The sequence below is a fragment of the Bradyrhizobium stylosanthis genome, assembly GCF_001641335.1.
In the GTDB taxonomy this organism is placed as follows: Bacteria; Pseudomonadota; Alphaproteobacteria; order Rhizobiales; family Xanthobacteraceae; genus Bradyrhizobium; species Bradyrhizobium stylosanthis.
Genome location: NZ_LVEM01000007.1, coordinates 78,069 through 90,454, shown reverse-complemented (window position 1 = coordinate 90,454; position 12,386 = coordinate 78,069). Strand labels below are relative to the sequence as shown.

The window sequence follows — 12,386 nt, the reverse complement described above, 5'->3', positions numbered from 1 at the left end:
CGGATTCCCCGCCTTCGCGGGGAATGACAGCGGTGCGCGTAGGGAGACCGAGGCCTACCGCCCCGCTAGGCTCAACAAATACGGCTTCGGATAAATTCCCCGGTTGTGCCCGTCCGAAAACGCGATGTTCAGCCCGTAGCCGAGATCGCCGATCTCGGTGATCGCGATCCCCGGAAATGTATCCGGGAAGCGGCCGTCGAAGCGGGCGCGGGTGCAGTGGGCGCATTTGCAGGAGAGGCGAAGCTTTTCGGCAGGGACGCTCAGCGCATCGTCCTGCGTGGTGCGGACGAGAAGCGAGGCGAGATCGGCGCTGGCTTCATAGTCGGCCACGGTCGGTGCCACCAATGCGGTCATGGTCATGACGAACCTCCGCCTCTTCTCTACTTCGGCGCGGGCGCGCACGAATAGCAACTAATTGCCGGCGTGGGCGTGACTGCGTGCCCGCTCTTCGATCATCGCCCGCGAAATGTGAAACTAATCGACCGGGAATTTCACTTCCGAATTGCCGGACTCTCTTCTCTCCGAGACTTTGGGCGTCATCGACAAGGAGAGATTATGAGCGCATTTCAGAAGGAAACGGTTTTGTCGGTCCGTCACTGGACCGACTCGTTGTTCAGCTTCACGGCCACGCGCGATCCCGGCTTCCGCTTTCAGAACGGCCAGTTCGCGATGATCGGCCTCGAGGTCGAGGGCAAGCCGTTGATGCGGGCCTACAGCATGGCCAGCGCCAATCATGAAGAGGCGCTCGAATTCTTCTCGATCAAGGTGCAGGACGGTCCGCTGACCTCGCGCCTGCAGAAGATCAGGGAAGGCGATATCATCCTCCTCGGCCGCAAGGCGACGGGTACGCTGATCACCGGCAACCTCATTCCCGGAAAGCGCCTGCTGCTGCTCTCGACCGGCACGGGCCTTGCGCCCTTTGCCAGCCTGATCAAGGACCCCGACGTTTACGAGAATTACGAGACCATCGTGCTTGCGCATGGCTGCCGCCAGGTCTCCGAGCTGTCTTATGGCGAGCACGTCGTCGACGGCCTGCGCAATCACGAGTTCTTCGGTCCCTTGATCCGCGACAAGCTCGTCTATTACCCGACCGTCACCCGCGAGCCGTTCCGCAACCGCGGCCGCATCACCGACCTGATCGCCTCAAACCAGCTGTTCGAGGATATCGGGCAGCCGGGCCTCGATATCGAGACCGACCGCATCATGCTGTGCGGCAGCCCGGCCATGCTCGAGGAACTGCACGCGATGTTTTCTGCGCGCGGCTTTGTCGAGGGCAATCACAGCCGACCCGGCCATTTCGTCATCGAGAAGGCCTTCGTCGAGCGCTGAGGCGCAAATCGCATCCCGGCGACAACTAATTGCTATCGCCGGCAAGCCGACTGAACAAATCTGATGCAAAGGCGCCGGGATCGGCGAACCAGGAGCAAGTGATGGCACTAGATCAGATCGTCGACGGACTTTCGGAGGTTTCCTGCGATGTGCTGGTGATCGGCGGCGGCACGGCCGGCCCGATGGCGGCGCTGAAGGCGAAGCTGAAGAACCCGAAGGCCAACGTCGTCCTGCTCGAAAAGGCCAACGTCAAGCGCTCGGGCGCGATCTCGATGGGCATGGACGGGTTGAACAACGCCGTCATCCCCGGCTATGCGACGCCGGAGCAGTACACCAAGGAAATCACCATCGCCAATGACGGCATCGTCGACCAGAAGGCGGTCTATAAATACGCGCAGAACTGCTACAAGATCATCGAAGAGCTCGACAGCTTCGGCATCCGCTTCCTGAAGAACGAGAACGGCGACTACGCCGTCAAGAAGGTGCACCACATCGGCACCTACGTGCTGCCGATGCCGAACGGCGAGACCGTGAAGAAGGCGCTCTACCGCCAGCTCCGCCGCGCCCGCATCCTGATCTCCAACCGTTACATGGCGACGCGGCTGCTCAAATCCGCCGACGGCCGCATCGCCGGCGCGGTTTCGGTCAACACCCGCACCGCGGAGATGCTGGTGATCAAGGCCAAGGCCGTGATCCTCTGCATGGGCGCCGCCGGCCGTCTCGGCCTGCCGACCTCCGGCTACATGTTCGGCACCTACGAGAACGCCGCCAATTCCGGCGACGGCTACGCCATGGCCTACCACGCCGGCGCCGCGCTCGCGAACCTCGAATGCTTCCAGATCAATCCGCTGATCAAGGACTATAACGGCCCGGCCTGCGCCTATGTCGCCGGTCCCTTCGGCGCTTATACGGCAAACAACGAAGGTTCGCGCTTCATCGAATGCGACTACTGGTCCGGCCAGATGATGCTGGAGTTCTATAACGAGCTGCTCTCCGGCAAGGGGCCGGTGTTCCTCCAGCTCAAGCATCTCCACCCCGACACCATCTCCGAGATCGAATCCACGCTGCACAAGGTGGAGCGGCCGACGCGCGGGCTGTTCCAGCAGGGACGTGGCGTCGACTACCGCAGCGAGTCCATCGAGATGCACATCTCCGAGATCGGCTTCTGCTCCGGCCACAGCGCCTCCGGCGTGTTCGTCGACGACAATGCCCGCACCACCGTGCCCGGTCTCTACGCCGCCGGCGACATGGCGAGCGTGCCGCACAATTACATGCTCGGCGCCTTCACCAACGGCTCGGTCGCCGGCGTCGATGCGATGGAGTTCGCCGACAGCCACGATTTCGCGGAGTTCGATGCGGCCGATGTCGCGCTGGAGCGGGACCGTGTCATGGCGCCGACCAAGCGCGAGGACGGCATTCCGCCCAACCAGATCGAGTACAAGACGCGCCGCCTCGTCAACGACTATCTCCAGCCGCCGAAGGTCACGCGCAAATATGAGCTCGGCATGCGCCGTCTTGCCGAGGCTCGGGAGGACATGCAGGAGCACATGATCGCGCGCAATGCGCACGAGCTGCTCCGCGCCCTCGAAGTGCAGTCGATCATGGACTGCGCCGACATGGCCGCGCACGCTTCGCTCTATCGCGAGGAGAGCCGCTGGGGCCTCTATCACTGGCGCACCGATTTCCCGGAGAAGGACAACGAGAACTGGTTCTGCCACACGCTGCTCTCGAAGCAGAACGGCAGGATGACCAGCGAGAAGCGCGCCGTCGAACCTTACGTCGTGCCGATCGCCGACGACGAGAAGGATCTCTACGACAAGCAGCGCATCCGCGCCTCCGCCTGATCCGCCAGAACACAGCAACAGGAGACAGCAAATGCCTCTCGCATCCTTTCAGACCTCGGTTCCGGTGGTCGTGGACGACGCCAAATGCATCGCCGACAAGGGCTGCACCGTCTGCGTCGACGTATGTCCGCTCGACGTGCTCCGCATCAGCGAGATGACCAACAAGGCCTACATGGCCTATGACGAGTGCTGGTACTGCATGCCCTGCGAGGCCGATTGCCCGACCGGCGCCGTCACCGTCAACATTCCCTATCTGTTGAGGTGAGCATGTCGAGCCCGTTCGAATCCTATGACGATTTGGAGGACGCCGACGAGCGGCTCCAGGCCGCCGATCCCGCCGAGCGCCGCGTCGCCATCATCGCGCTCGGCCATTCCGGCGACCCGGCTGCGGTCGCGCATCTCTCGAACCTCGTGGCCGATCCCGACGCCGGCGTGCGCCAGCAGGTGGCGATGGCGCTCGGCGAGTTCGACGGGCCGGAGGCTGCGAGCGCGCTGGTCAAGCTGCTCGTCGATCCCGAAAGGATCGTGGCGGCGGCCGCTGCCGACAGCATGGCCGAATTCAAGGATCCCGCCTGCGCCGGGATCATCCTGCCGCTGGTCAAGCACGCCCACGCCTTTGTCCGCATGGGCGCGCTGCGTGCGCTCAAGGAATTGCGTTGCAAGGACACGTTGAAGCCGGCGCTGGAGGCGCTCCAGGATGCTGATGCCGCCGTGCGCGTGCAGGCCATCGGCGTGATCGGGTTCCTTAAGCTCGAAGAATCCATCCCCGCACTGACGGCGCTGATCAACGATCCCGATGCTCATGTCCGCCGCGCCGCCGTGAGTGCACTGGCCTTCTCGCAGATGAAGCCTGCGGCCGAGACGATCACGCGCGCCTTGAAGGATTCCGACTGGATGGTCCGCGAGATGGCGGCGGAGACGCTCGGCCTCAACGTCAACGGCTCAATTGCCGCGGACCAGCTCGTCACCGCGCTCGCGGACGAATTCTGGCAGGTGCGGCTGAAGTCGATCCGTAGCCTCGGCAAGATGAAGATCGAGCGCGCGGTGCGCCCGATCGGCCATTGCATCAACCACGACCAGGCCAATCTGCGGAAAGAGGCGGCCGCTGCGCTCGGCGAGATCGCCCATCCCGACGGCGAGGCCTTCCTGGCCGTGATCGCCGACGATCCGGATCCTGACGTCCGCAAGAACGCACGCTGGGCGCTGCAGCAGATCGCGGCCCGCAAGGCGCGCGCAGGCGCATAAGGGGCGCGCGGGCAGGGGCATAGCGGCTCTTCCGGGCCGCTCTGGACTTCGCCCGCCAGACGTTTATTGGTCTTCGCCAACGGGATTGGCCGCTTGCGTGAGTGGCCGGTCCGAGAAACAGCGAGGACGCCGGCCATGACGACATTGACTGTGAAGGACCTTCTCCCCGAGGACGGTACGCGGGGAACATTGGTCGGCCGCGTCTGGCTGCCGCAGGTCAATGGTCCGGCCGTGGTCGCCGTGCGCGGCGACGGCGTGTTCGACGTCACCGCGAGATTTCCGACCATCAGCGCGCTGTGCGAGGAGGACAATCCCGCCAAGGCACTTGCCGCAACCAAAGGCGAACGCATCGGCGATCTCGAAGCCATCGTTGCCAATACCGTGCCGGACGGCCGCGACCCGAAAAAGCCCTGGCTGCTCGCGCCTGTCGATCTCCAGACGCTGAAGGCGGCCGGCGTCACCTTCGCGATCTCGATGCTGGAACGCGTCATCGAGGAGCGCGCCAAGGGTAATCCGGCTTCGGCCGAAGCGATCCGTAAAGAAGTCACTCGGCTGATCGGCGACGATCTGTCGAAGCTCAAGCCGGGCTCGGACCAGGCGATGCACCTGAAGCAGGTGCTGATCGATCAGAACGCCTGGAGCCAGTATCTCGAAGTGGGCATCGGCCCCGACGCCGAGGTCTTCACCAAGGCGCCGACGCTGTCCTCGGTCGGCACCGGCATGGATGCCGGCCTGCATCCGAAATCGACCTGGAATAACCCCGAGCCGGAGCTGGTGCTGTTCGTCTCCAGCCGCGGCAAGATCGTCGGCGGTGCGCTCGGCAACGACGTGAACCTGCGCGATTTCGAGGGCCGTTCTGCCCTGCTGCTCTCGAAGGCCAAGGACAACAACGCGTCCTGCTCGATCGGCCCGCTGCTGCGCCTGTTCGACGACAGCTTCACGCTCGACGATGCGCGAAAACTCGACATCAGCCTGAACGTGACGGGCACGGACGGCTTCGTCCTCGACGGCCATTCCTCGATCAGCAAGATCAGCCGCGATCCGACCGATCTCGTCGAGCAGACCATCGGCAAGGTCCACCAATACCCCGATGGTTTCGTGCTGTTCCTCGGCACGATGTTCGCGCCCGTCAAGGACCGCGACGCGCCGGGGCAGGGCTTTACGCACAAGCGCGACGACATCGTCACCATCTCCGCGCCTGAGCTCGGCAAGCTCGTCAACCGCATGCGCACCAGCGACGAGTGCGAGCCCTGGACGTTCGGCATCGGCGCGCTGATGAAGAGCCTGGCGCAGCGGAAGCTGATTTAGCTTGCTCCGTTCTCGGCGCGCAGAAGCGAGCTTGCGGAAGGTCGTCATGCCCGGGCTTGTCCCGGGCATCCACGCTCTTGGTGCCGCACCGTGAGGCGTGGATGGCCGGGACAAGCCCGGCCATGACGGTGTGCTTCCACCCCGTAAAATTCCTTCATCTCCCCGTTGCATCCTCGGAACAAAATCGCGCTTGGCGTGTCTTAAGATCGCCTGCAAGCCGCCGGCGCGTGTTTTCCGCTAATTAGTCAAATAATATGACTAGTCGGAACCCATCTTCCGTGAAATAGTGCCTCCCGCCGCCTTAAAGGCCGGCCTGCGGGTGCCATGCTACCGATCGGCGCCCCGGATAACATCTTGGGAGACACGCCTGATGACCCCTAAAGCCCTCTTTGCGGCCAGCGCCATGGCCGCGTTGCTGCTCGCGCTGCCGGCCAGTGCCGGTCAGCTCACCATCGGCTTCTCGCAGATCGGATCGGAATCCGGCTGGCGCGCGGCCGAGACGTCGGTCTCCAAGCAGGAGGCCAGTAAGCGCAAGGTCAATCTCAAGATCGCCGACGCCCAGCAGAAGCAGGAGAACCAGATCAAGGCGATCCGCTCCTTCATCGCGCAGAACGTCGATGCGATCTTCCTCGCCCCCGTCGTCTCGACGGGCTGGGATTCGGTGCTGAAGGAGGCCAAGGAGGCCAAGATTCCGGTCGTGCTGCTCGACCGCGACATCGATCCCTCCGGCAAGGACCTCTATCTCACCGCCGTCACCTCCGACAGCGTGCACGAAGGCGCTGTCGCCGGCGACTGGCTCGCCAAGACCGTCGGCGACAAGGCCTGCAATATCGTCGAATTGCAGGGCACGGTCGGCGCCAGCGTCGCCGCCAACCGCAAGAAGGGCTTTGACACGGCCATCGCAAAGCATCCGAACCTGAAGGTGGTGCGCAGCCAGACCGGCGACTTCACCCGTGCCAAGGGCAAGGAAGTGATGGAAAGCTTCATCAAGGCCGAAGGCGGCGGCAAGAACATCTGTGCGGTCTATGCCCACAATGACGACATGATGGTCGGCGCCATCCAGGCGATGAAGGAAGCCGGTCTCAAGCCGGGCAAGGACATCCTCACCGTCTCGATCGACGCGGTCCCCGACATCTTCAAGGCGATGGTTGCGGGCGAGGCCAATGCGACGGTCGAACTGACGCCGAACATGGCGGGCCCGGCCTTCGACGTCGTCGCGGCGTTCAAGGAGAAGGGCACGGTGCCGCCGAAATGGATCCAGACCGAATCCAGGCTGCTTACCGCCGCCGACAATCCGCAGAAGGAATACGACAGCAAGAAGGGCCTCGGCTACTGAGGCCGGTACCTTGCCGGACCGCGTCTTGTGGTCCGGCAAGCCCCTTCGAATCCGCTGCGCGAACGAATAGGCTGGGTGCCCGCGTCATGGGCGGGCGCCGGTGGGAGTGAACTTGCCATGGAGAACAGCCGCGATCCTGCTGCCCCACTGCTGGAAGTGCGTGGGATCAGCAAGAGCTTCGGCGCCGTGCGTGCGTTGCAGGAGGTCGACTTCACGCTGCGTGCCGGCGAGATCCATGCGCTGCTCGGCGAGAACGGCGCCGGCAAGTCCACGCTGATCAAGGTTGTCACCGGCGTGTTCCCGCGCGATGCCGGCGTCGTCCGGCTCGGTGGCGAGGAGGTCGCACCGCGCTCGGCAAAGGCCGCGCTTGGGGCCGGCATTGCCACCGTCTACCAGGAGGTCAATCTGCTGCCGAACCTCTCGGTGGCGCAGAACCTGTTTCTCGACCGCCAGCCGATGCGCTTCGGCATCGTGCGCGACGGCGAGATGCGCCGCCGCGCCAGGGCATTGCTCGCCGACTTCGGCCTCGACATCGACGTCGCCGCACCGCTCGGCAACTATTCGGTCGCCATCCAGCACGTCACCGCGATCGCCCGTGCGGTCGATCTCTCCGCGCGCGTGCTGATCCTGGACGAGCCGACCGCGAGCCTCGATCGCCACGAGGTCGAGATCCTCTTCCGCATCATGCGTCAGCTCGCGGGGCGCGGCATCGGCATCGTTTTCGTCAGCCACTTCCTCGACCAGGTCTATGAGATCTCGGATCGCATCACGGTCTTGCGCAACGGCCGCCTCGTCGGCGAGCGCGAGACCGCCTCGCTGCCGCGCCTCGAGCTGATCCGCATGATGCTCGGCCGCGAGCTCGCGGAAACCACCAGCGCGCGGGCCTCCGCAGGCGAGCACAAGCCGCGCGAGGTCTGCGCCAGCTTCGAGAACTATGGCAAGACCGGCTATGTCACGCCCTTCAATCTCGAGCTGCGCCATGGCGAGGTCGTCGGCCTTGCCGGGCTGCTCGGCTCCGGCCGTACCGAGACGGCGAGGCTGGTGTTCGGCGCCGAGCGCGCTGATCGCGGGCAGGCGAGGGTGGAAGGCGCAGCCGTACGGCTGCACTCGCCGCGCGACGGCGTGCGTCACGGTTTTGGCTATTGTCCGGAGGAGCGCAAGACCGACGGCATTGTCGCCGAGCTCAGCGTGCGCGAGAACATCGTGCTCGCGCTCCAGGCCAAGCGCGGCCTGCATCGTCCGCTGTCGCGCCGCGAGCAGGACGAGATTGCTCGCCGCTACGTCAGGATGCTCGATATCCGCCCGGCGGATCCGGAGCGCTCCGTCGGCCTGCTCTCCGGCGGCAACCAGCAGAAAGTGCTGCTTGCGCGCTGGCTTGCGACCTCGCCGCGGCTCCTTGTGCTGGACGAACCCACGCGCGGCATCGATGTCGGCGCCCACGCCGAAATCATCCGCCTGATCCGCGAGCTCTGCGACGACGGGCTGTCGCTGCTCGTGATTTCCTCCGAGCTCGACGAGATCGTAACCTATTCGGACCGCGTCGTGGTGCTGCGCGATCGCGCCCATGTCGAGGCGCTTGCGGGCGAGGCGATCGACGTCGGTAACATTCTCGCAGCCATCGCCGCCGACGGCGCTGCCCCGGCGCATGGGGCTCACGCATGACAGCGCTGCTGCCGCGCCGCGGCCTTGCCCAGATCCTCGCGCTGATCGTCATCCTCGCGGTCGACCGCGTGGTGTCGCCGCAATTCTTCGATTTGCGCCTGCAGGATGGCCGCCTGTTCGGCAGCCTGATCGATGTGCTCAACCGCGGCACGCCGGTGGCGCTGCTCTCGCTCGGCATGGTGCTGGTGATCGCGACTCGCGGCATCGATCTGTCGGTCGGTGCGGTGATGGCGATCTGCGGCGCCATCGCGGCGAGCCTTGCCGACAGCCACGGTCTTCCGATCGTGCTGGCGGCCGCGCTTGGCGCCGGCCTCGTCTGCGGCCTCTGGAATGGCTTTCTCGTCGCCGTGCTGGGCATGCAGCCGATCGTGGGGACCTTGATCCTGATGGTCGCCGGGCGCGGCATCGCCCAGCTCATCACCGAAGGGCGGATCGTGACCTTCTCCTCGCCGGACCTGGTCTGGCTCGGCAATGGCTCGGTGCTCGGCCTGCCGGTGCCGGTCGTGATTGCGCTGGGCATGCTCATCATCACCGGCGCGGTGGTGCGCGGCTCGGCGCTCGGCCTGCTGATCGAGGCGACCGGCGGCAATGCGCGGGCGAGCGAGCTCGCCGGTGTCGGCACCCGCGCGATGATTTTGGCCGTCTATGTCTGGTGCAGCGTCTGCGCCGCGCTCGCCGGCGTGATCGCGGCGGCCGACATCATGGGTGCGGACGCCAACAATGCCGGCCTCTGGCTCGAGCTCGACGCCATCCTCGCGGTGGTGATCGGCGGCACCTCGCTGTTCGGCGGCCGCTTCAGTCTCGTCCTGGCCGTCCTGGGTGCGCTGATCATCCAGACCATGAACACCGGAATTCTGTTGTCGGGCTATCCCCCGGAGTTCAATCTGCTGGTCAAGGCGGTGGTGGTGCTCGCGGTGCTGCTGCTGCAATCGCCGAAATTCTCAGGCCTGGCCGGGATCGCTGCGCGGCTGCGGAGGACCAAAGCATGAGAGGCCTGCCGCCTGTCCTCATCACGGCGATCGTGCTCGTCGCGGGCTTCGCGCTCTGCGCCATGCAATTCCCCAACATTGCCTCCACCCGCGTGGTCGGCAATCTCCTGACCGACAACGCCTTCCTCGGCATCGTCGCGACCGGCATGACCTTCGTCATCATCTCCGGTGGCATTGATCTGTCGGTCGGCTCGGTGATCGGTTTCACCACCGTGTTCGTCGCGCTGGCGATCGAGCGCTGGGGCGTGCCGCCGCTGGTCGCCTTCGTCGCCATCCTGGCGCTCTCGGCCGCCTTCGGCGCGGCGATGGGCGCGGTCATCCACGTCTTCGACCTGCCGCCCTTCATCGTCACGCTGGCCGGCATGTTCCTCGCGCGTGGTGCAAGCTTCCTGCTGTCGACGGAATCGGTGCCGATCACCGCACCGGTCTATTCCACCGTGTCAGACTTCGCGCTACGCATGCCCGGCGGTGGACGGTTGACGGCGGTCGCGATCATCATGCTGGTGATCGTGATCGGCGGGGCGCTGCTGCTGCATCTCACGAGGTTCGGTGCCAACGTCTATGCGCTCGGCGGCAACCGGGCCACCGCAAGCCTGATGGGCGTTGCCGTCGGCAAGATGACGATCAAGATCTACATGCTGTCGAGCCTGCTCGCCGGAATCGCCGGCATCGTCTTTTCCTTCTATACCAGCGCCGGCTATTCGCTCTCCGCCGTCGGCGTCGAGCTCGACACCATCGCCGCCGTCGTGATCGGCGGCACGCTGCTCACGGGCGGGCAGGGCTCGGTGATCGGAACCTTCCTCGGCGTGTTGATACAGGGCCTGATCCAGACCTACATCAATTTCGACGGGACGCTGTCGAGCTGGTGGACCAAGATCGCGACCGGCGTCTTGCTGTTCGCCTTTATTGCCTTGCAGCAGGGCCTGGTCGCACTCGCACGCCGGCCCGTGGCCAAGAGCATGGGAGCGGCCTCATGACCTCGCGCATCGTCGTCATCCCGACGCGGCGAGCCCACTCCAACCATGCGGAGGTGGCGCGTTCGATCGGCGTCGACATCATCGCCGGCCGCTACGCGGAAGGCACGCGCCTGCCGGGCGATGCCGAGATGATCGCGATGTTCGGCGTGTCGCGGCCGGTGCTGCGCGAGAGCGTGAAGACGCTGGTCGCCAAGGGCCTGCTCACCACCAAGGCCCGCGTCGGCACCGTCGTGCGCGAGCGCGGCGCCTGGAACATGTTCGACGCCGACGTGCTGGCCTGGCATCTCGATGCCGGCATCGACAAGCGCTTCCTCAACGATCTCGCCGAGATTCGTCTGGCGGTGGAGCCGCGCGCGGCGATGCTCGCCGCTGTGCAGCGGTCCGAGGAGGATGTCGCCGAGCTTCGCCGCAGCATGGACCGCATGCGGCGCGAGGCGTCGGACTCCGTCGGGTTCGCCGATGCCGATCTCGCGCTGCACGTGGCCGTAGCGCGCGCCTCCGGCAATCTGTTCATGCGGTCGATCGGGCATGTCATCGAGGCCGCGTTGCGCGCCTCGTTCCTGCTCAGCGCTCCCGTCGAGACGGAGGACCGCGACACCGTGCTGCTCTGGCATCAGAACATCGTCGATGCCATCGCAGCAGGCGATGCCGAGGCTGCCTCGGAGGCCATGATTTACGTCATTCACAACGGCATGCGCCGCCACGAGGGCACGGTGATCGAGACCGCCCCGGCCGAGCCAATGCCGTCTGCCGATACTGGAGAACAAGCGTGACAGACCTTCGCATCGCCATCGTCGGCTTCGGCAAGATTGCGCGGGACCAGCATGTCGGCGCGATCGCCGCGACGTCGGGGGCGACACTTGCAGCCGTGGCGAGCCGGAATGCTTCGCTCCCGGAGCTGCCGCATTTCGCCACCATCGAGGAGCTGCTGGAGAAGGGGCCGCCGATCGACGCGGTCTCGCTCTGCACGCCGCCGCAGGTACGCCGCGCCCAGGCCGCCGCAGCGCTCAGGGCCGGCAAGCATGTCATGCTGGAGAAGCCGCCGGGCACCGGTGTGGCCGAGCTCGATCCTCTAATCGCGATGGCGAGTGATGCCAAGCGCACGCTGTTTGCGACCTGGCATTCGCGCTACGCACCGGCGGTCGAGCCGGCCCGCGAATGGCTGGCGAGCCGCCGGATCAAATCCGTGCACATCAACTGGAAGGAAGACGTCCGCGTCTGGCACCCCGGCCAGGCCTGGATCTGGGAGCCGGGCGGGCTCGGCGTGTTCGATCCCGGCATCAATGCGCTGTCGATCCTGACCCGCATCCTGCCGCAACCCATGTTCGTGACCGCGGCCGAGCTTGCCTTTCCCGCCAATTGCCAGGCCCCGATCGCCGCGGACCTGAAGCTGACGGATATCGACGGCCTGCCCATCACCGCCGCGTTCGACTTCCGTCAGACCGGGCCGCAGAGCTGGGATATCCTCGTGGAGACCGATCAAGGCCGGATGACCTTGTCCGGTGGCGGGCGGCGGATGGCCGTCGACGACAAGCCCATTGCCGAGGCGCCCGATCAGGAATATCGCGAGCTGTACCAGCGCTTCGTCAAGCTGGCGGCGTCAGGCGCGAGCGATGTCGATCTGGCGCCGCTGCGTCTCGTCGCCGACTCTTTCCTGCTCGGCAAGCGCACGATCGTCGAACCGTTTGTGGATTGA

12 protein-coding genes are annotated in these 12,386 nt (G+C 65.4%); 11 read left to right on the top strand and 1 reads right to left on the bottom strand.

Translation table 11 applies throughout. The features are described 5' to 3' along the window. Positions 1-54: 54 nt before the first annotated feature. Positions 55-360, bottom strand: coding sequence for a gamma-butyrobetaine hydroxylase-like domain-containing protein (locus A7X65_RS37265; RefSeq protein WP_063694391.1), 306 nt, complete (start codon positions 358-360; stop codon positions 55-57). 195 nt (positions 361-555) lie between these two features. Here A7X65_RS37265 and A7X65_RS37260 point away from each other — a divergent pair, with 195 nt between their 5' ends. The 11 genes from A7X65_RS37260 to A7X65_RS37210 all read left to right on the top strand — a co-directional run bounded on the left by A7X65_RS37260 (position 556) and on the right by A7X65_RS37210 (position 12,386). Further along, positions 556-1,329 (top strand): ferredoxin--NADP reductase, encoded by a 774-nt coding sequence (locus A7X65_RS37260; RefSeq protein WP_063694390.1) that lies wholly within the window; start codon positions 556-558, stop codon positions 1,327-1,329. Between the two features lie 101 nt (positions 1,330-1,430). After that, complete coding sequence (locus A7X65_RS37255) at positions 1,431-3,173, top strand: fumarate reductase/succinate dehydrogenase flavoprotein subunit (RefSeq protein WP_063694389.1); 1,743 nt, start codon at positions 1,431-1,433, stop codon at positions 3,171-3,173. A 31-nt stretch (positions 3,174-3,204) separates the two neighbouring features. Continuing rightward, positions 3,205-3,438: a 4Fe-4S dicluster domain-containing protein gene (locus A7X65_RS37250; protein ID WP_063694388.1), complete on the top strand. Its 234-nt coding sequence runs from the start codon at positions 3,205-3,207 to the stop codon at positions 3,436-3,438. A gap of 2 nt (positions 3,439-3,440) precedes the next feature. Next, positions 3,441-4,418 (top strand): HEAT repeat domain-containing protein, encoded by a 978-nt coding sequence (locus A7X65_RS37245; RefSeq protein ID WP_063694387.1) that lies wholly within the window; start codon positions 3,441-3,443, stop codon positions 4,416-4,418. 135 nt (positions 4,419-4,553) lie between these two features. Beyond that, positions 4,554-5,726, top strand: a complete 1,173-nt coding sequence (locus A7X65_RS37240) for a fumarylacetoacetate hydrolase family protein (protein WP_063694386.1) — start codon at positions 4,554-4,556, stop codon at positions 5,724-5,726. A 370-nt stretch (positions 5,727-6,096) separates the two neighbouring features. After that, positions 6,097-7,062 carry a galactofuranose ABC transporter, galactofuranose-binding protein YtfQ gene (gene ytfQ / locus A7X65_RS37235; RefSeq protein ID WP_063694385.1) on the top strand — a complete coding sequence of 322 codons (966 nt, stop codon included), beginning with the start codon at positions 6,097-6,099 and terminating at the stop codon, positions 7,060-7,062. 117 nt (positions 7,063-7,179) lie between these two features. Continuing rightward, the gene (locus tag A7X65_RS37230) at positions 7,180-8,724 is read left to right on the top strand and encodes a sugar ABC transporter ATP-binding protein (RefSeq protein ID WP_063694384.1); all 1,545 of its coding nucleotides are present in this window, start codon (positions 7,180-7,182) and stop codon (positions 8,722-8,724) included. Further along, positions 8,721-9,713 carry an ABC transporter permease gene (locus A7X65_RS37225; protein WP_063694383.1) on the top strand — a complete coding sequence of 331 codons (993 nt, stop codon included), beginning with the start codon at positions 8,721-8,723 and terminating at the stop codon, positions 9,711-9,713. Before A7X65_RS37230 ends, A7X65_RS37225 begins: the two co-directional genes overlap by 4 nt. Beyond that, a complete protein-coding gene (yjfF, locus tag A7X65_RS37220; RefSeq protein ID WP_063694382.1) occupies positions 9,710-10,690 on the top strand; it encodes a galactofuranose ABC transporter, permease protein YjfF in 981 nt (326 codons plus the stop codon). Before A7X65_RS37225 ends, yjfF begins: the two co-directional genes overlap by 4 nt. Next, positions 10,687-11,463: a FadR/GntR family transcriptional regulator gene (locus tag A7X65_RS37215; protein WP_063694381.1), complete on the top strand. Its 777-nt coding sequence runs from the start codon at positions 10,687-10,689 to the stop codon at positions 11,461-11,463. Before yjfF ends, A7X65_RS37215 begins: the two co-directional genes overlap by 4 nt. Next, entirely contained in the window at positions 11,460-12,386 is a 927-nt protein-coding gene (locus tag A7X65_RS37210; protein WP_063694380.1) for a Gfo/Idh/MocA family protein, read from the top strand. The genes A7X65_RS37215 and A7X65_RS37210 overlap by 4 nt, the downstream gene beginning before the upstream one ends.